The sequence below is a fragment of the Nocardioides thalensis genome (assembly GCF_013410655.1).
In the GTDB taxonomy this organism is placed as follows: domain Bacteria; phylum Actinomycetota; class Actinomycetes; order Propionibacteriales; family Nocardioidaceae; genus Nocardioides; species Nocardioides thalensis.
This window is the reverse complement of the sequence record NZ_JACCFP010000001.1, coordinates 3,986,747-4,005,843: the sequence shown is the minus strand read 5'-3', so window position 1 is coordinate 4,005,843 and position 19,097 is coordinate 3,986,747. Positions and strand designations below refer to the sequence as shown.

The 19,097-nt window shown below is 73.2% G+C and carries 17 protein-coding genes; 16 read left to right on the top strand and 1 reads right to left on the bottom strand.

Going from position 1 to position 19,097, the window contains the following annotated elements:
• Positions 1-94 precede the first annotated feature (94 nt).
• Entirely contained in the window at positions 95-1,600 is a 1,506-nt protein-coding gene (locus HNR19_RS19510; RefSeq protein WP_179669457.1) for an APC family permease, read from the bottom strand.
• A 187-nt stretch (positions 1,601-1,787) separates the two neighbouring features.
• Here HNR19_RS19510 and HNR19_RS19505 point away from each other — a divergent pair, with 187 nt between their 5' ends.
• The 16 genes from HNR19_RS19505 (at position 1,788) to HNR19_RS19430 (ending at position 19,093) form a co-directional block, all read left to right on the top strand.
• Positions 1,788-2,507 carry a FadR/GntR family transcriptional regulator gene (locus tag HNR19_RS19505; RefSeq protein ID WP_218910324.1) on the top strand — a complete coding sequence of 240 codons (720 nt, stop codon included), beginning with the start codon at positions 1,788-1,790 and terminating at the stop codon, positions 2,505-2,507.
• Positions 2,504-3,238 carry a cache domain-containing protein gene (locus tag HNR19_RS19500; protein WP_179669456.1) on the top strand — a complete coding sequence of 245 codons (735 nt, stop codon included), beginning with the start codon at positions 2,504-2,506 and terminating at the stop codon, positions 3,236-3,238. The genes HNR19_RS19505 and HNR19_RS19500 overlap by 4 nt, the downstream gene beginning before the upstream one ends.
• 93 nt (positions 3,239-3,331) lie before the next feature.
• Positions 3,332-4,534, top strand: coding sequence for a cytochrome P450 (locus HNR19_RS19495; RefSeq protein WP_179669455.1), 1,203 nt, complete (start codon positions 3,332-3,334; stop codon positions 4,532-4,534).
• Between the two features lie 26 nt (positions 4,535-4,560).
• Complete coding sequence (locus HNR19_RS19490; protein ID WP_179669454.1) at positions 4,561-4,749, top strand: ferredoxin; 189 nt, start codon at positions 4,561-4,563, stop codon at positions 4,747-4,749.
• On the top strand, positions 4,749-5,981 hold the full coding sequence (locus HNR19_RS19485) for an NAD(P)/FAD-dependent oxidoreductase (RefSeq protein ID WP_179669453.1): 1,233 nt from the start codon (positions 4,749-4,751) through the stop codon (positions 5,979-5,981). Before HNR19_RS19490 ends, HNR19_RS19485 begins: the two co-directional genes overlap by 1 nt.
• 29 nt (positions 5,982-6,010) lie before the next feature.
• On the top strand, positions 6,011-7,393 hold the full coding sequence (locus HNR19_RS19480; RefSeq protein WP_179669452.1) for a glutamine synthetase family protein: 1,383 nt from the start codon (positions 6,011-6,013) through the stop codon (positions 7,391-7,393).
• On the top strand, positions 7,390-8,112 hold the full coding sequence (locus tag HNR19_RS19475; protein WP_179669451.1) for a transporter substrate-binding domain-containing protein: 723 nt from the start codon (positions 7,390-7,392) through the stop codon (positions 8,110-8,112). Before HNR19_RS19480 ends, HNR19_RS19475 begins: the two co-directional genes overlap by 4 nt.
• Positions 8,112-8,813, top strand: a complete 702-nt coding sequence (locus HNR19_RS19470) for a gamma-glutamyl-gamma-aminobutyrate hydrolase family protein (protein WP_179669450.1) — start codon at positions 8,112-8,114, stop codon at positions 8,811-8,813. The genes HNR19_RS19475 and HNR19_RS19470 overlap by 1 nt, the downstream gene beginning before the upstream one ends.
• Before the next feature lie 20 nt (positions 8,814-8,833).
• A complete protein-coding gene (locus tag HNR19_RS19465; RefSeq protein ID WP_179669449.1) occupies positions 8,834-10,198 on the top strand; it encodes an NAD-dependent succinate-semialdehyde dehydrogenase in 1,365 nt (454 codons plus the stop codon).
• Positions 10,195-11,022 carry a gamma-glutamyl-gamma-aminobutyrate hydrolase family protein gene (locus HNR19_RS19460; RefSeq protein WP_218910323.1) on the top strand — a complete coding sequence of 276 codons (828 nt, stop codon included), beginning with the start codon at positions 10,195-10,197 and terminating at the stop codon, positions 11,020-11,022. Before HNR19_RS19465 ends, HNR19_RS19460 begins: the two co-directional genes overlap by 4 nt.
• Before the next feature lie 48 nt (positions 11,023-11,070).
• Entirely contained in the window at positions 11,071-12,525 is a 1,455-nt protein-coding gene (locus HNR19_RS19455; protein WP_179669448.1) for a PucR family transcriptional regulator, read from the top strand.
• A gap of 110 nt (positions 12,526-12,635) precedes the next feature.
• Positions 12,636-13,970 carry a 4-aminobutyrate--2-oxoglutarate transaminase gene (gabT, locus tag HNR19_RS19450; RefSeq protein WP_179669447.1) on the top strand — a complete coding sequence of 445 codons (1,335 nt, stop codon included), beginning with the start codon at positions 12,636-12,638 and terminating at the stop codon, positions 13,968-13,970.
• A complete protein-coding gene (locus HNR19_RS19445) occupies positions 13,967-15,472 on the top strand; it encodes an aldehyde dehydrogenase family protein (protein WP_179669446.1) in 1,506 nt (501 codons plus the stop codon). The genes gabT and HNR19_RS19445 overlap by 4 nt, the downstream gene beginning before the upstream one ends.
• Positions 15,469-16,608, top strand: coding sequence for a CaiB/BaiF CoA transferase family protein (locus HNR19_RS19440; RefSeq protein ID WP_179669445.1), 1,140 nt, complete (start codon positions 15,469-15,471; stop codon positions 16,606-16,608). The genes HNR19_RS19445 and HNR19_RS19440 overlap by 4 nt, the downstream gene beginning before the upstream one ends.
• Complete coding sequence (locus HNR19_RS19435) at positions 16,605-17,795, top strand: acyl-CoA dehydrogenase family protein (RefSeq protein WP_179669444.1); 1,191 nt, start codon at positions 16,605-16,607, stop codon at positions 17,793-17,795. The genes HNR19_RS19440 and HNR19_RS19435 overlap by 4 nt, the downstream gene beginning before the upstream one ends.
• Positions 17,792-19,093, top strand: coding sequence for a Glu/Leu/Phe/Val dehydrogenase dimerization domain-containing protein (locus tag HNR19_RS19430; protein WP_218910322.1), 1,302 nt, complete (start codon positions 17,792-17,794; stop codon positions 19,091-19,093). The genes HNR19_RS19435 and HNR19_RS19430 overlap by 4 nt, the downstream gene beginning before the upstream one ends.
• Positions 19,094-19,097: the final 4 nt, after the last annotated feature.

Below are 19,097 nucleotides of genomic sequence, written 5' to 3'. Positions count from 1 at the left end.
ACCGGTGGGCCGCCGCGCCGCCGCCGCGGGCAAGAGCGAGATCCCGCCCGGACCGGGTCCGGGCGGGATCTCGCGTGATGGTGGTCGGTGGGACTCAGACGGTGGCCTTCACCGGCTCCTCCGGCGGGGCGGCCCCAACCCCCGTGGTCGAGGGGATGGCATCGGAGTGCGGGGCGTCGCTGCGGCCGTAGCTGCGGTGCAGCGCCATGTAGACCAGGCCCGTTCCGACGACGATCGCGGCCGACAGCAGGACGAGGTAGTTGTCGTACCACGCTGCGTCCGGCGTGCGCGGCCACGCGATGTTGACCATCGCGGCGACACCGTAGGCGAGGGCGGCGATGTTGACCGGCAGGCCCCACCTGCCCAGCTGGTAGGCCCCCGACGGCTGCCAGCCCTTGAGCCGGGCCCGCAGCGCGGCGAGCACGACCAGCTGGAACCCGAGGTAGATGCCGAAGGCGGCGAAGCTGACGATCTTGAGCACGGCGTCCGCGCTCACCTTCGAGAAGATCACGATCAGGGCCGGGACGATGCCCGACAGGAGCAGGGCGTACGGCGGGACGCCGCGGGTCGCGGAGAACTTCTTCAGCAGGCCGGAGCCGAAGATCATGTCGTCGCGGCCGTAGGAGTAGGCGAGCCGGCTCGCGGCGGCCTGGAGCGACATCGCGCAGGACACGAACGAGATCAGCACGACGAAGAGGACGATCCGGGCGCCGGTCGTGCCGAACGCGTCGTTGAGGACAGTGGTCACCGGGTCGACGTCCTCACCCGCGATGACGCCGGGGATGTCGGCCACGGACAGCACGAGCGCGAGGCAGACGAACGTGGCCGCGGCGCCGCCGATGTAGATGGTGCGGCGCATGGCCTTGGGGATGAGGCGACCCGGGTTCGGGACCTCCTCGGCGACGTCGCCGCACGCCTCGAAGCCGTAGTACTGGTAGATGCCGATCAGGCTCGCCGCGAGGAACGCGGACACGTAGCTGCCCTCGCCGGCGGCGCCAAAGGAGTCGAACAGGACGTCGAGACCGTGCTCGCGGTGGGCGATCAGCAGCCAGCCGCCGACCGCCAGCGCGCCGAGGAGCTCCGCGGTGAAGCCGATGATCGCGGCCCACGCGAGGACCTTCGTGCCCATGAAGTTGATGACGGTCGCGAGCAGGATCGTGCCCAGGCCGCAGACGATCACCGTGTTGGTCGTCGCATCGATCCCGAGCGCGGGCGCGACGTAGAAGCCGGCCGTGTAGGTGACCGACGCGACCGTTGCCAACAGCGCGAGGAGGTAGACCCAGCCGGTCATCCACGCGTACTTCTTGCCCCAGAGCCGTCGTGCCCACGGGTAGACACCGCCGGCCACGGGGAACTGCGCCACGATCTCGCTGAAGACGAGCGCGACGAGGAGCTGGCCCACGCCCACGATGAGGAGGCTCCAGATCATCGGCGGGCCGGCGAGCGCGAGCGAGATCGCGAAGACGGTGTAGATGCCGACGACCGGCGAGAGGTAGGTGAACCCGAGCGAGAAGTTGGCCCATGGGCTCATGTCACGCCGGAACTCCGACGTGTAGCCCAGCGACGCGAGCTGCGCGTCGTCGTGGTCGGCGTGGTGCATGACGGGGTGCCTCCATGTGGCGTGGGTAACAGTCCCGCGGAAACCTACAGAGTTAGGGGTTTAAACCACAAGAGGGGAAACGAAGGATTTACAAGGGCCCGTCGGAGGCCCCACGATCCGCACTAGGCTGCCCCGGTCCCGCCGATCCCAGGAGCTCGTCATCGACACCGCCGCCATCATCGCCCCCTTGGCCGCCGTCGGCCGCGCGGGGGAGATCGCCGACCGGCTGACCGAGGCGATCCACCTGGGGCTCTTCCGCGATGGGCAGCAGCTCCCGCCCGAGTCGGAGTTCGCGCAACAGCTCGGCGTGGCGCCGATGACGCTCCGCGAGTCGATCTCGACGCTGCGAGAGCGCGGCCTGGTCGAGACGCGGCGCGGCCGCAACGGCGGGACGTTCATCAAGCGCTCGCTGGAGCCGCCGGCCGAGCCGGACCTCGCGCGGCTCACCGAGATCAGCGTCAGCACGCTCCGCGACCTCGCCGACGAGCAGCAGGCGATCTCCGGCATGGCCGCGCGGCTGGCGGCCGAGCGTGCCACGTCGCGCAGCGTCCGTCGCATCCTCGAGCTGGTCGACCAGTTGACCGTGGCGGCCTCGCGCGGCGCGCGGATGAAGGCCGACTCTCGCTTCCACGTGGAGGTCGCGATCGCGACCCGCTCCGACCGGCTGGTGCGGCGCGAGGTCGCGCTCCAGGCCGAGTCGGCGGGCATGCTGTGGCTGCCGCACCTGGGCGACGACGACGCCACGGCCATCGGCCGCGAGCACCACGACATCGCCACCGCGATCGCCTCGGAGGACGGCGAGTCCGCCCAGCGGGCCGCCGAACGACACGTGCGCCGCAACCTCCGCCGCCTGACGACGGCCCACCTCAAGCTGGCCGAAGACATCCCGAGGGAGGGTGCCCGATGAGCGCCGAGACCCACGAGCCCGCCGAGTTCCGCGCCGTCCTCGACGCGCTCAACGACTACCTCCACCGCGAGCTGGTCCCGCTGGGCGAGCTCGCCGAGGAGCTGGCCGGCACGATCGACCCGGAGGCGGTGGGCGCTCTCACCGACGCCGACCTCGCGCCGCTCGTCCCACGGATCCAGGGCGCGCTCGCCGACGCGCCGGACTTCGTCGGCTTCGGCTTCGCGGCCGCGGCTGGAGTGATGAGGGACAACGACCACTACCTGCTCTGGTACCAGCGCCGCGAGAGCGGGCTGCGCCGTCTCAACCTCAACCTCTCGGAGGGCGACCCGGAGCTCTACGAGTACTTCGACACCGAGTGGTTCGCCGGGGCGGAGCGGCTCCGGGCGCCGGCGATCCACGGTCCGTACGTCGACTACGCCGGCGCGGACTTCCTGGTATTGACCGCCGCCGTACCCGTGCTGGTCGACGAGCGCTTCGTCGGCGTGGCCGGTGCCGACATCGACCCGCACCGGGTCGAGCAGGCCCTGGTGCACATGCTCCGCGGGCTGCCCGGCGAGGCGGTCGTCGTCAACGACGACCGGTCCGTCCTCGCCGCCAACTCGGCACGGTGGATGCCGGGCGAGCGCGTGCGGGTCCACCCGATGAAGGACCGCGCGTCCTGGCAGGCGGTGGGCGCGATGACCACCTGGACCGGCTGGACCCTGGCGCTCGCGCCCTCGTCGCAGGCGTAGCCGGAAACATTTCCGGACGACTTCGGGCGGACCCCTTGACGATAAACCGCTAGAACTAGAGGATTAGGCACTCCCGACACCAAGGAGGGCCCGATGTCCACGACCGTCGCTGAGCAGGCACCCCGCCTCGCGGTCACCGCCCCGTCGTTCTCGATCACCTCGGACGAGGTGAAGCAGGCGCGCGAGCAGAGCTGGTACGCCCACACCGAGTACGGCATCGCGGTCCTGCGGTACGACGAGGTCAGCAGGCTGCTCAAGCACCCCAAGCTGCGGCAGGGGAGCGTCGCGTGGCCGGCCCACAACGGCGTCACCGAGGGGCCGTTCGCCGCCTGGTTCGACTCGTGGGTCCTCAACAAGGAGGGCGAGGAGCACCACCGCCTGCGCCGGCTGATGAACCCCGCGTTCTCGCCGAAGCTGATCGCCGGCCTCGTGCCGCGGTTCCAGGCGCTCGCGACCGAGCTGATCGACGCGTTCGCCGAGCGCGGCGAGTGCGACTTCACCGCCGAGTTCGCCGAGCCGTACGCCGCCCGGGTCATCGCGATCATGCTCGGCCTGCCGGAGTCGGAGTGGGAGATCATCGCCCGCGAGTCCGCGACCCTCGGGCTCTCCCTCGGCGTGACCATCAAGCAGGACCTGCCGAAGATCGAGTCAGCGCTCCAGCGCCTCTACGAGTACGCCGACGCGCTGATCGCCGACCGCCGGGCGAACCCGGGCGAAGACTTCATGTCGGTGCTGGTCAAGGCGCAGCGCGACGACGACCGGCTCAGCGCCACCGAGCTGCGCGACGCCATCGTGCTGCTGATCTTCGGCGGTTACGACACCACCCGCAACCAGCTCGGCCTGGCGATGCAGACGTTCATGCAGCACCCGGACCAGTGGGACGTCCTGGCGGCCGACCCGTCGCTCGGCGGCAAGGCCGTCGAGGAGGTCATGCGGGTCAACCCGACCGTGCGCTGGGTGACCCGGGAGGCCAAGGAGACGTTCGAGTTCGAGGGGCTCACGATCGAGGCCGGCACCACGGTGCACCTCTACAGCGAGTCCGCGGGCACCGACCCCCGTGTCTTCGGTGAGCCGTCCTTCGACATCACCGCCGAGCGCCGCCCGCACTACGGCTTCGGCGGCGGCGCCCACCACTGCCTGGGCCACTTCGTCGCCCGCAGCGACATGTCCGAGGCGCTCCCGCTGCTCGCGCGCCGGCTGCGCGACCCCAAGCCGCTGCCGGGCGACACCTGGCTCCCCGACTCCGGCAACACCGGGCCGATCACGCTGCCGATCAGCTTCACCCCGGCCCCCTGACCAGCACGACCGACCAGGAGAGACCCATGAAGATCACCGTGGACATGGCCAAGTGCGAGGACCACGGCCAGTGCGCCATCGCCGCCCCCGTCGCGTTCCGGATGAACGACGACGGCAAGCTCGAGCACGACGGCGAGGTGGACGACGCCTACCTCGACGAGGTCGAGGAGGCGGCCGACGTCTGCCCCGTCCAGGCGATCCTGATCGGCGCCTGATGAGCACGGGTCACGTGGTCGTCGTCGGTGGCTCCCTCGGTGGCCTCCGCGCCGCCGAGCAGCTCCGGGCGGCCGGCCACGACGGCCCGGTCACCGTGGTCGGCGAGGAGCCCTGGCTGCCGTACAACCGGCCGCCGCTGTCGAAGGAGGTGCTCGCCGACCCGGGCGACCACGACCCCGCCCGGCTGCACGCCGGCATCGCGTTCCGGCGCCGCGCCTCTGTCGAGGACGTCGAGTTCCGGGTCGGGCGCCGCGTCGTCTCCGCCGACCTGGCCCGACGGGCGCTCGCCCTCGACGACGGGACCGCACTGACCTATGACGGCCTGGTCGTCGCGACCGGTCTCCGCGCTCGCCGCCTGGCCGTACCCGGGCCGACCGAGGGTCGCCACGTCGTGCGCACCCTCGACGACGCCTGCGCCCTGCGGGCCGCGATCGCCGACGCCTCGCAGGTGGTCGTGGTCGGCGCCGGGTTCGTCGGCTGCGAGACGGCCGCCTCGCTCCACACGCTGGGTCTGCCGGTCACGGTGGTGCACCCCGAGGCGGTCGCCTTCGAGCCCGCTCTCGGTCGCGAGGTCGGCGCCGCGATCCAGCGCCACCTCGAGGCCGCCGGCATCACCTTCGTCAGCGGCGTGGGCGTCGCGGCGTACGCCGGCGTCGGCGCCGTCGCCGGGGTCCTGCTCGACGACGGGCGGACGCTCGAGGCGAGCCTCGTCGTCGAGGCCGTCGGCTCCGCCTGCAACACCGAGTGGCTCGAGGGCAACGGCCTGGACCTGTCCGACGGCGTCCTCACCGACAACGACCTGCGGGTCGTCGGCGCCCAGCGCGTCGTCGCCGTCGGCGACGTGTCGCGCTTCCCCAACCCGCTCTTCGGCCCGGACCTCGGCGCCCGACCGCGCCGCGTCGAGCACTGGTCGATGCCCACCGACACGGCCAAGCGGGCGGCGGCCACGCTGGTCGCCGACCTGGCCGGGACGCCCGGCCCGGACACGCCGTTCGCCCCGACGCCGTCGTTCTGGAGCGACCTGCTCGACCTGCGGCTCCAGGCCTACGGCTCGCCCGCCCTCGGCAGCGAGCTGCGGCTCGAGGAGGGCGACCTCGCCCGCCTCGGTGACGGCGCCGTCGTCACCTACCACCACGACGGGGCGCTCGTCGGCGTCCTCGCCGTCAACATCCCGCCCGCCCGGCTGCGCGCCCTCCGCGACCGCTTCGCGGCGCCGGTCGCCGTCCACTGACCCCGAGAAGACGCTCGAGAGGACCACCCATGCCCACCGCGCTCGACCTCCATCGCGAGCTCAACTCCCGACCGGGAGCGCTCGACGACATCACGCAGGCCATCGCCGCCAACGGCGTGGAGTACGTCTACTTCCAGGCCGTGACCATCACCGGCCGCGTCGTCGGCAAGGTGGTGCCCGCCGGGCACTTCGACCGGCTCGCCGTGCGGGGCGTCAACCAGCACCGCACCGCGATCGCCAACCTGCAGACGACCCGCGAGGGTGTGCTCCTCGGCGGCGGCACCGAGGCCGCGGAGTACACCGCAGTCCCCGACCTGGAGACGTTCGCCGTGCTGCCGTGGGACACCTCGGTCGCCCGCGTCTTCTGCCGCCTCTACGAGCCGGACCACCGCGGCGACGAGGCCGGCGCGGCCCTCGCCACCGACTCCCGCGGCCTGCTGCACCGGCTGCACGCCGAGTTCACGGCTCGCACCGGCCTGGAGCTGCGCACCGGCACCGAGCCGGAGATGACCTGGGAGGGCCCCGGCTTCGAGACGACGTTCCGCCCCGACTCCTCGCCGGCGTACCACATCGAGCACCTGGAGCGGTTCCGCCCGGTCTACCAGAAGGTCATCAGCTATGCCCGCGCGCTCGGCCTCGACATGATCGAGGGCGACTTCGAGGACGAGGGCCAGGTCGAGCTCAACTGGATGTTCGACCACGCCAACCTCACGGCCGACCGCCTGGTCACCTACCGGCAGGTGTGCAAGCAGGTCGCCCGCGAGCTCGGGATCGAGTGCAGCTTCATGCCCAAGCCCGGCACGGGCTACATGGGCAACGGCTGCCACCACAACTTCAGCCTGTGGCGCGACGGCGTCAACGTGCTCGAGGACGCCGGCCGCCCGGAGCTGCACCTCACCGACGAGGGCCGGCACGCCCTCGGCGGCCTGCTCGCCCACACCCCCGGCGCGATGCTGGTCATGGGCTCGACGGTCAACTCCTACAAGCGCTACTGGGACGCCGGTCAGTTCGCGCCGTCGCGGATCGACTGGGGCATGGACAACAAGACGTGCACCGTGCGGCTGTCGGCCAACGGCCGGCTCGAGTACAAGCTGCCCGACGCCGCGGTCAACCCCTACCTCTCCCACGCGGTGCTCGTCGCGGCGCTCGAGGACGGGCTCAAGAACCAGATCGACCCGGGCGACCCGACCGTCGGGTCGTCGTACCTCTCCACCGCACCGGAGCTGTTCGGCAAGCTGCCGCTCAGCCTCGGCGAGGCGATCTCTGCCTTCGAGGCCGACAGCTTCCTCCGTGACGCCCTGGGCACCGAGCTCTCCGACCTGCTCGTCGCGTTCAAGACCGACGAGTGGGCGCGCTTCAACAGCACCGTCACCAGCTGGGAGCGCGCGACGTACTGGGACGACCTGCCGTGAGCGCCGCGACCGCGACCCCGGGCCGGCTCCGGCTCCGGCTCGCCTGCCTCGACGCCGACGCCCCGCCGCTGTTCGGCCTGGCCTCGGCCCCCGGCGGCCGGCAGGGGTTCGAGCCCGCCGTCGCCGCGCTGCTCGCCGACGAGATGGGTCTCGACCTGGAGTGGGCCCTGATGCCGTGGGGCGACATGCTGCCCGCGGCCCAGCGCCACGAGGTCGACGCCGTCCTCTGCGGCCAGGGGATCATCCCGGCCCGCCTCGAGCAGGTCGACTTCACCCGGCCGTACGGCGTCTTCCACGAGGGCGTGCTGTGCCGCCGGGGCGAGGCGGTGCGCGACCCCTCCGGCCTGGTCGGACGACGGGTGGCAGCGATCGCGGGCTCCGCCAACGAGCGGCTCGCCAACACCTTCGAGGGCGCGGTCGTCGTGCCGTTCTCCGGCGACTCCGACGACGTGTACGCCGACATGCTCGCGGCGCTTCGCTCCGGCGACGTGTTCGCCGTGGTCGACGACGACGTCGTGTTCGTCCCGCTCGGCGAGAGCGACCCGACGTTCGAGCTCGGTTTCGTCGTCAAGACCCACAACCCGTGGGGGATCGGCGTGGCCAAGGACCTGCCGGACCTGCGCACGGAGATCGACGACGCGCTGGCCGCGATCATCGCCGACGGCCGGCACCGCGCCGCGTGGGAGCAGTGGCTGCCGACGCTGGAGTACCCGTTCTGATGCGGCCGCTGATCGCGATCCCCGGGCGGCGCAGCCCGCAGGTCCAGGTCCTCCGGTTCTCGGGCACGATCATGTCCGAGGCGATGTGCGAGGCCGTCTGGGCCGCCGGCGGAGAACCGCTGGTCCTGCACGGTCCCGACGCCGATCCCGCCGGCGGCATCGCCGACCGGCTCGCGCGGTTCGACGGCGTGCTGCTGCCGGGCGGGGGAGACCTCGACCCCCGCCGCTACGGCCAGGAACCGCTGCCCGAGACCGAGCCGCCGATGCCCCACGACGACGACCTCGACCTCGGCGTCGTCGCCGCTGTGCTCGATCTCGGCCTGCCCACCCTTGCGATCTGCCGTGGCATGCAGGTGCTCAACGTGGCGCTCGGAGGAACCCTCGTGCAGCACCTCGAGCCCGGTCCGGTCCAGCACCGCAGCGCCGAGCACGACGTGACCACGAGCGGGCGGCTGCGCGACGTCACCGGCCGCGACGTGGTGCGGGTCTCGTCGTACCACCACCAGGCGGTGGACCGCCTCGGCGCCGGCCTGACCGTCGTCGGCCGGGCCGCCGACGACTGCGTCGAGGGGGTCGAGCACGAGGCCGGCCACGTCCTCGCGGTGCAGTGGCACCCGGAGGACCTGCACGCCACCAACCCCACCGACCACGCGCTGTTCACCGACCTGGTGGAGCGCGCCGCGAAGTACGCCGTCCGCTGATCGGCGAGGAAGGACCACCCATGACCCAGACCCCGCCCTACCAGGTCACCAACCCCGCCACCGGAGCGGTGTTGGAGACGTTCCCGTTCGCGACCGACGCCGAGGTCGAGAGCGCGCTCGCACGCGCCGCCGCGGCGTACGAGACGTGGCGGGCGACGCCCATCGACGAGCGCGTCTCCGTGGTGAAGCGGGTCGCGGCCCTGTTCTCCGAGCGCTCCGCGGAGCTCGGCGAGCTGATCACCACCGAGATGGGCAAGAGCCCCGCGGACGCCGCCGGAGAGGCGGGCTTCTGCGCCGAGATCTTCGGCTACTACGCCGACCAGGGCCCGGGGCTCCTCGCCGACCAGCCGCTCCCCGGTCACCCCGGCGGCCGGATCGAGCACCTGCCGATCGGCCCGCTGCTCGGCGTGATGCCCTGGAACTACCCCTACTACCAGGTCGCGCGCTTCGCGGCCCCCAACCTGGTCGCCGGCAACACGATCATCCTCAAGCACGCGGAGAACTGCCCGACCTCCGCCCGCGCGATCGCGCAGCTGATGGCCGACGCGGGGGTGCCCGACGGTGTCTACGTCAACCTCTTCGCCACCCACGAGCAGGTGGCGACCATGATCGCCGACCCGCGGGTCCGCGGGGTCTCCCTCACGGGCTCGGAGCGCGCCGGCACCGCCGTCGCGGAGGCGGCCGGTCGCCACCTGAAGAAGGTGGTCCTCGAGCTCGGCGGCTCCGACCCCTACATCGTGCTCGACACCGACGACGTCGACGCCACCGCCGAGACCGCCTGGCAGACCCGGATCGCCAACATGGGCCAGGCCTGCAACTCCAACAAGCGGATGATCGTCATGGACGAGGTGTACGACGACTTCGTGGCCGGTCTCGTGGAGCGCGCCTCGGCGATGACGCCCCGCACCGACGCCGACGGCTACTCGCCGATGGTCTCGCGCAAGGCGGCCGAGGGCCTGCTCGCCCAGGTGCGGGACGCCGTCGACAAGGGCGCGACCCTGCACGTGGGTGGCGAGCTCGGCGACCACGCGTGGTTCAGCCCGGCCGTGCTGACCGGAGTCACCCCCGAGATGCGCGCGTGGCACGAGGAGCTGTTCGGCCCGGTCGCCGTGGTCTACAAGGTCAGCACCGACGACGAGGCCGTCGAGCTGGCGAACGCCGTGGACTTCGGCCTCGGGGGAGCGGTCTGGTCGACCGACGAGGAGCGCGCGACCCGGGTCGCGCAGCGGCTCGACGTCGGCATGGCCAACGTCAACCTGCCGGCCGCCGATGGCTTCGCCGACGTGCCGTTCGGCGGCACCAAGCGCTCCGGCTTCGGGCGCGAGCTCGGGCCGCTCGGCATCGGCGAGTTCGTCAACCAGCGCGTCTTCTACGTCCAGCGATGAGCACGATGCCCTCCTCCGTGCCCGTCGTCACCCGCGCCGAGGTCGAGGCGCCCGGCGCGCACCCGCGTGAGCCCGGCCGGCCGCACGTCGCCGTCCTCGTCTCGCTCAACTTCCCGGACCTCACCGAGCCGGTGGCCGAGCTCGTCCGCCGGTTCACTCGCAGTGCGCTGGTCGCCACGACGGAGGCCGGGGCGTCGTACACGCTCGTCGACTCCTCCGACCCGCGCGAGCTCGAGGCCGCGCTGGTCTGGGGGCGCGACGCCGACGCGCTGTTCGTGCTCGGCGGCGGCGACATCGCCGCGGCGTGCTACGGCGGGCCGGAGGGCGAGGTCCCCAACTCGTACGGCGTCGACGAGGCCGCCGACCGCGCCAGCCTCGCCATGATCCGGCAGTACGCCGACGCGGACCGCCCCGTGCTCGGCATCTGCCGCGGCTCCCAGCTGATCAACGTCGCGTACGGCGGGACGATCGTCCCCGACATCGAGGACTACCACCTGCACCGCGGCGGTCCGGGCGAGCCGATGTTCCTCGACGAGAAGGTCGAGGTCCTCGCGGGCAGCCGGCTCGCCGAGATCGTCGGCGCCGGTCCGCTCGTCGTCCGGTCCGGCCACCACCAGGCCGTCGACCGCGTCGCCGACGAGCTCGTGGTCGCCGCGCGGGCGCTCGACGGGGTGGTCGAGGGCGTCGAGCACCCGACTCGCTGGGTGCTCGGGGTGCAGTTCCACCCCGAGGACGACGACGGCAGCGACCGCGAGCTCGCACTCCTGCTGAAGGCGATGCTCGTCGCCGCGCGCGGCCGCTCGGCCGGCGACGATCTGGGATGATCCGACCAACCTCGCCCGAGGTTCGTCGTACAGCCCGAGGATTGCCGCATGGCCGCGCCCACCGTCGCGTCGCTCTGCTCGGCCCTGGGACACCACCTGTCCCCGGCCGAGGGCTTCGCGGCCCCCGAGCGCGAGATCACCGGCGTCCACATCAGCGAGCTGCCCGACCCCAACAGCTACCTCACCGGCGGTGAGCTGCTCCTCACCACCGGCATCGCGCTTCCGACCAACAAGATCGGCTGCCGGCGGTACGTCGCGCGACTGCGCGAGGCGGACATCAGCGCGCTCGCATTCGGGGTGGGGCCCGTCCACGACGCGATCCCGGACGCGCTCGCCGACGCATGCCGCGACCAGGGCCTCCCGCTGCTCGTGGTGCCGGCCCCGACGCCGTTCCTCACCATCTCCCGCGCCTACTGGTCGGCCCAGGCCCGGTCCACCGAGCAGCAGCTGACCGACGCGGTCGCGGCGCACCGGGCGCTGGTCGACGCGGCCGCAGCACCCGACGCGGCGGCGGCGATCCTGCGCCGGCTCGCGCGGATCGTCGAGGGCTGGGCCGCCCTGCTGACCGCGGACGGCGCCGTCGACCAGATCTATCCGGTCGGCCTCGCCGACGAGGCCGAGGTGCTCGAGGCCGAGGTCGCCCGGCTCGAGGTCGCGGGCCACCGGTCGTCGGCGTCGTTCACCACCGACCGACACGTCGTCGTCGTGTTCCCGCTCGCGGTCGAGAGCCGGATCGTCGGCTTTCTCGCAGCCGCCTCGCCGCGGCGGCTCGAGCCCGCGCAGCGCCGGGTGGTGCTGACCGCGGCGGCGCTGCTGAGCCTCGACGCGCTGCGCGACCAGCGCGCAGAGTCGGCCCGGGAGGCGGTACGGCGCTGCGTCGCCGTGCTGGTCGACAACGGCCACGTCGCTGCCGCGCGGAGCCTCGCGGCCGAGACCGGCGCGCCCCGGCCGCGGCGCGAGGTCGCCGTCGCAGCCCTGCGCGGCCGCGACAGCGAGGACCTGGTCCGCGTCGTCGAGCAGTGGTGCCCCGACACCCTCGCCGTCATGGTCGACCGCACCACGGCGTGGGCCCTCCTGCCCGACACGCACCCCGCCACCGTGGAGCTCGCGCGGCGGCTGGTCGACGCGGACCCGTCGGCGACCGCGATCGTCTCCGAGCTCGTGTCGGCCGAGTCGGCCGGCGCCGTCCGGGCGCGGCTGCTCGGCCGGCTCGGCTCGCTGGCCGCGGGCACCGTCGAGCTGCCTCGGTCGACCGCGCCGGGCGCGACGGCCCGCGCGCTCGAGGAGTTCGCCGCGGCCGCCGGTGCCGACCTGGTCGACGCGCTGGTCGCGTTCCTGCGCCACCGCGGCCACTGGGAGCAGGCCGCGGCCGCGCTCGGGGTGCACCGCAACACCCTGCGCTACCGGGTCGGCAAGGCCCGTGCGCTGCTCGGTCTCGACGTCGACGACCCCGACGTCGCCGCGGAGACGTGGCTCGCGCTGCGGGCTCGGGGACTCGCCTGACCGGGACTGGGCGAACCGCCCGAGCCGATCACGTACTCGTCGGAATGCACGAAGCGCAGGGGGCCGGCGTCTCTCTAGCGTCGTCCTCACCACGACCCGACGGAGGAACGATGTCGCAGCCCGAACAGCGCCGCATTCTCGCCACGGCCATCCCCGGACCCACGTCCGTCAAGCTCCAGGAGCAGCGCGCCCGCGAGCTGTCCGACGGCCTCGGCGTCACGATGCCCGTGTTCGTCGAGCGCGCGGGCGGCGGGATCATCGTCGACGTCGACGGCAACCACATCATCGACCTCGCCTCCGGCATCGCCGTCACCAGCGTGGGCGCGTCCGACCCCGCCGTCGTACGACGGATCAGCGAGCAGGCGGAGCGGTTCACCCACACCTGCTTCCTCGTCACCGAGTACGACGGCTTCGTCGACGTCGCGGCGGCGCTCAACCGGCTGACCCCGGGCGACCACCGGAAGAAGACCGCCCTGTTCACGACGGGTGCCGAGGCGGTCGAGAACGCGATCAAGATCGCGCGCACGGCCACGGGCCGGCCGGCCGTCGTCGTCCTCGGTCACGCGTATCACGGGCGCACGCTGCTGACGATGTCGATGACCGCCAAGAACGTGCCGTACAAGCAGGGCTTCGGCCCGTTCGCCCCCGAGGTCTACCGCGTGCCGTCGCCGTATCCCTACCGCTGGCCCTCCGGGCCGGAGAACGCGGCGGCCGAGGCGCTCGCGGCGCTGAAGGACGTCGTGCTCACGCAGGTCGGCGCGACCAACGTGGCGGCGATCGTGGCCGAGCCCATCCAGGGAGAGGGCGGGTTCATCGTCCCGCCACCGGGCTACCTGAAGGCGGTCCAGGACTTCGCCGCCGAGCACGGCATCGTCTTCGTCGCCGACGAGATCCAGACCGGGCTCGCGCGCACCGGCGCGATGTTCGCGTGCGACCACGAGGGCGTCGTGCCGGACCTGATCACCACGGCGAAGGCCCTCGCCGGCGGCATGCCCCTCGCCGCGGTGACCGGCCGCGCGGAGCTGATGGACGCCGTGCCGCCCGGCGGGCTCGGAGGCACGTACGCCGGAAACCCCGTCGCCTGCGCGGCGGCGCTCGGCGCCCTGGAGACCATCGAGCGCGAAAATCTCGTCGCCCGTGCCGCGCAGATCGAGGAGCGCGTCCTCCCCCGGCTGCGAGCGCTCGCCGGGCCCGGCTCGGTCGTGGGAGACGCGCGCGGCCGTGGGGCGATGCTGGCCGTGGAGCTCGTCCGGCCCGGCACCACCGAGCCCGCGCCGGAGATCGCGAAGGCGGTCGCCGCCGCGTGCCACGCGGAGGGAGTGCTGACTCTCGTGTGCGGCACGTTCGGCAACGTCATCCGGCTCCTGCCTCCGCTGGTCATCCCGTTCGACCTGCTCGACGAGGCCGTCGGCGTGCTCGAGAGCGCCGTGCGGGACGCGTCGTGAGCATCACGTCGTACGACCCCCGCACCGGCGCGGCCGGCGGCGCCGTCGAGGAGACCTCACCCGCCGACCTGGCCGCCGCGGTCCACCGGGCCCAGGGCGCGGCGGCAGCAGTCGCTGCGGCGCCTCCCGCAGAGCGGCGCGGCTGGCTGCACGCGGTCGCCGACGCGCTCGAGGCCCACGCCGACGAGCTCGCCGCGCTCGCCGACCGGGAGACCGCGCTCGGGCTGCCCCGCCTGACCGGCGAGGTCGCGCGCGCCGCCGCACAGCTGCGGTTCTACGGCGACGTGGCCGCGGAGGGCTCCTTCCTCGGCGTGACCATCGACGAGGCGACGGACACGACGCCCCGGCTGGTGCGGGTCAACCGCCCGATCGGCCCGGTCGCGGTGTTCGGCGCGAGCAACTTCCCGTTCGCGTTCAGCGTGCTCGGCAACGACACCGGAGCCGCGCTGGCAGCCGGCTGCCCGGTCGTCGCGAAGGCCCACCCCGCGCACCCGGAGCTGTCGGCGCGGCAGGTCGCGATCGCCCGCGCCGCCCTGGACGGCGCGGGTGCGCCCGGCGGCGCGTTCGACGTCGTGGTCGGCCACCAAGCCGGCGTCGACCTCGTGCAGGCACCCGAGATCGCCGCCGTCGCGTTCACCGGCTCCCAGGCGGGCGGACTCGCTCTGTGGCAGCTCGCCAACCAGCGCGACGTGGTCATCCCGGTCTTCGCGGAGATGGGCACGGTGAACCCGGTCGTGGTCACCCGCGACCGCGTGCCCGACATCGCGGCGATCGCCGAGGGCTTCGTCGGCTCCTTCACCCTGGGCCACGGCCAGTTCTGCACCAAGCCCGGCCTGCTGCTCGCGCCGTCCGGCAGCGGCGCCGCCGAGGCGGTCGCGAGCGCGCTGCGGTCGCAGGCGCCCGCGCCGGTGATGCTCACCGAGCCGATCGCGGACTCGGTGCGAGCCGGGATCGACGAGCTCACGGCGGCGGGCGCCGAGGTGGTCGCCGGCGTCGGCGGCGACGGCACCGGCTGGACGGCGCCCGCCGCCGTCCTCGCCGCGGACGTCACCGCGCTGAAGCCCGGGAGCCGGCTGCTGGAGGAGTGCTTCGGCGCGGTCGTCCTCGTCGTGGAGTACGCGACGGATGACGAGCTCCGCCACGCGATCGCCGCCCTCCAGGGCTCGCTCGCCGCCACCGTGGTCGCCGACGACGCGCAGGACCCGCAGGCGGCCTGGGTGCTCGACGCCCTCAGCCACAAGGCCGGCCGGGTCACCGTCAACGACTGGCCGACCGGGGTGGCGTTCACCTGGGCCCAGCAGCACGGCGGCCCCTGGCCCTCGACGACCGCGCCGGCGGCGACGTCGGTCGGCGCCCACGGCCTCGACCGGTTCGTCCGGCCGGTGACGTTCCAGTCCGCCGAGGACTCCTGGCTGCCGGCCGAGGCGCGCGCCGACAACCCGTGGCGGCTGCCGCGCCGCGTCGACGGACGCCTCCGCACGGCCGAGGGAGGCCTGGCATGAGCCGGCCACTGGAGGGCGTCCTCGTCGCGGACTTCAGCCGTGTGCTCGCCGGTCCGCTCGCCACGGCGACCCTCGCCGACCTCGGCGCCGACGTCGTCAAGGTCGAGCGACCCGGCATGGGCGACGACACCCGCAGCTGGGGGCCGCCGTGGACCGACAACTCGAGCTCGTACTTCGAGTGCGCGAACCGGTCCAAGCGGTCCGTCGAGCTCGACCTCGGCGAGCCGTCGGACCTGGCGCTCGCGCGCGAGCTCGCGCGCCGGGCCGACGTGGTCGTCGAGAACTTCAAGGCCGGCACCCTCGACCGCCGCGGTCTCGGCTACCGCGAGGTCAGCGCCACCAACCCCGGTGTCGTCTACTGCTCGATCACCGGCTTCGGCTCGGCCGGCGGGGCCGACCTGCCCGGCTACGACTTCCTCGTCCAGGCCGTGGGCGGCCTGATGAGCATCACGGGTCCGCCGGGCGAGCCCACGAAGGCGGGCGTCGCCCTCGTCGACGTGCTCACGTCCAAGGACGCCGTGGCCGCGATCCTCGCCGCGCTCCACGCGCGGCGCCGCGACGGCCACGGGCAGCGCATCGAGGTCAACCTGCTCTCCAGCCTCCTCGGGTCGCTGGCCAACCAGGCCTCGGCCTTCCTCGCGACCGGCAGTGCCCCCGGCGGGATGGGCAACCGGCACCCGTCCATCGCGCCGTACGAGACGCTCGCCGCGAAGGACGGACAGCTCGCGCTGTGCTGCGGCAACGACCGCCAGTTCCGCGACCTCGCCCGCGTGGTCGGGCGGCCCGGGCTCGCCACCGACGCGCGCTTCGCCACCAACGGCGACCGGGTCCGGCACCGGGACGCGCTGGTCGCGGCCCTCGAGGACGCGCTCGGGGCCGACACCGTCGACGCCTGGACGCAACGTCTGACCGCGGCCGGCGTACCGGCGGGCAAGGTCGGCGACATCGCCGACGCGTTCGACCTCGCCGAGCGGCTCGGTCTCGAGCCGACCGTCGACGTCGGTGACGCCCCCGCCCAGGTGCGCAGCCCGCTCGCCTTCTCGAGCACCCCGATCGACACCTACGCCCCGCCGCCGCGGCTGGGCGAGCACAACGACGAGATCCGCCACTGGCTGACCAAGGAGAACCACCGATGAGCACGAACGACGCCCTGCCCCCCTTCGAGCCGCTCGACCCCGCGGGCATCGACGACCTGCTCTCCGCCGACGAGAAGGCCGTGCGCGACTCCGTCCGCCAGCTGTGCAACGAGCGCATCGACCCGTACGTCGCCGACTGGTTCGAGCGTGGCGCGATCGAGGACGTCCGCGGTCTCGCCAAGGAGCTCGGCGCGCTGGGCGTGCTCGGCATGCACCTGGAGGGCTACGGCTGTGCCGGCATGTCGGCGACCGAGTACGGCCTCGCCTGTCTCGAGCTGGAGGCGACCGACTCGGGCATCCGCTCGCTCGTCTCGGTGCAGGGATCCCTGGCCATGTTCGCGATCTGGCGCTGGGGCTCGGAGCAGCAGAAGCAGGAGTGGCTGCCGCGGATGGCGGTGGGGACGGCCATCGGCTGCTTCGGCCTGACCGAGCCCGACGTCGGGTCCGACCCGGGCAACATGCGCACCCGCGCCCGCCGCGACGGCAGCGACTGGATCCTCGACGGCCGCAAGATGTGGATCACCAACTCCTCGGTCGCCGACGTCGCGGTCGTGTGGGCCCAGACCGACGAGGGCGTGCGCGGGTTCGTCGTACCGACCGACACCCCCGGCTTCTCCGCCCCCGAGATCAAGCACAAGCTGTCCCTGCGCGCGTCGGTGACCGGCGAGATCGTGCTCGACGGCGTCCGGCTCCCGGACTCCGCGGCGTTCCCGGAGGTCCGGGGCCTCAAGGGCCCGCTCAGCTGCCTCAACGAGGCGCGCTACGGCATCGTCTGGGGTGCCATGGGCGCGGCGCGGTCCTCCCTCGCGGCGGCGCTGTCCTACGCGAACGAGCGCACCCAGTTCGGCAAGCCGATCTCGGGCTTCCAGCTCACCCAGCAGAAGCTCGTCGACATGAACCTCGAGTACACCAAGGGCGTGCTGCTCGCGCTCCACCTCGGGCGACGCAAGGACGCCGGCACGCTGCGGCCCGAGCAGGTCAGCCTCGGCAAGCTCAACAACGTGCGCGAGGCACTCGAGATCTGCCGCACGGCGCGCACGATCCTCGGCGCCAACGGGATCTCGCTGGAGTACCCGGTGATCCGGCACATGAACAACCTCGAGTCGGTGCTGACCTACGAGGGCACCGTCGAGATGCACACCCTCGTCGTCGGCCAGGCCATGACCGGACAGGCGGCGTTCCGGTGACCTCGACCGACCTCCGTCCCGCCGCCCCCGCCCCCGCGCCCGGAACGGCGCCGGCCGCCGACCCGCTCGCCGACGCGCGCGCCCAGCTGCGCGAGGCGATCGACATCCTCGGCTACGACGAGAGCGTCTACGCCATGCTCGCCGTACCCCGCCGGGAGGTCACGGTCAGCGTGCCGCTGCGTCGCGACGACGGCCGGATCGAGGTGCTCACCGGCCACCGGGTGCAGCACAACCTGTCCCGCGGCCCCGCCAAGGGCGGCCTTCGCTTCAGCCCGGACGTCAACCTCGACGAGGTGCGGGCGCTCGCGATGTGGATGACGTGGAAGTGCGCCCTGCTCGACGTGCCGTACGGCGGTGCGAAGGGTGGCGTGGCGGTCGACCCGCGTGGCTACAGCACCGCGGAGCTCGAGCGGATCACGCGGCGCTACACCAGCGAGATCTCCCCGGTGATCGGCCCCGAGAGCGACATCCCCGCGCCCGACATCGGCACCGACGAGCAGACCATGGCCTGGCTGATGGACACCTACTCCGTCAGCCACGGGCGCACCGTGCTCGGCGTCGTCACCGGCAAGCCCATCGCCCTGGGCGGCTCCCTGGGCCGGGCGGGCGCCACCTCGCGGGGCGTCGTGCACACGGCCGTGGCCGCGCTGCGCGAGCACGGCCTGGAGCCGAGCCAGGCGACCGCAGCCGTCCAGGGGTTCGGCAAGGTCGGCCGGGGAGCGGCGGAGTTCCTCCACGAGCTCGGCGTCACCGTGACGGCCGTGAGCGACCAGTACGGCGCCGTCCACGCCGCGGCGGGCCTGGACATCGAAGCGCTCGGGCGGCACGTCGACAGCACCGGGACCGTCGTCGGGTTCTCCGGTGGTGAGGAGCTGCCCGCGGCCGACGACCTGCTCTACCTCGACGTCACCGTCCTCGTGCCCGCGGCGATCGAGAGCGTCATCCACGAGGGCAACGCCCACGACGTCCGGGCCCGGTTCGTCGTCGAGGGCGCCAACGGCCCGACCACCGCGGCCGCCGACGCCATCCTCGCCCGCCGGGGCACCGTCGTCGTGCCCGACATCCTCGCCAACGCGGGCGGTGTCGTCGTCTCCTACTTCGAGTGGGTGCAGGCCAACCAGGCGTACTGGTGGTCGGTGCAGGAGGTCGAGGAGCGGCTGGCAGAGCGGATGCGGCTGGCGTGGGAGCGGGTCTCGTCGCACGCGCGCCGCCACGACCTGACGCTGCGGGCCGCTGCCACCTCGCTCGCTGTGAAGACGGTCGCCGAGGCGCACCGCTCGCGCGGTCTCTACCCGTGATGCT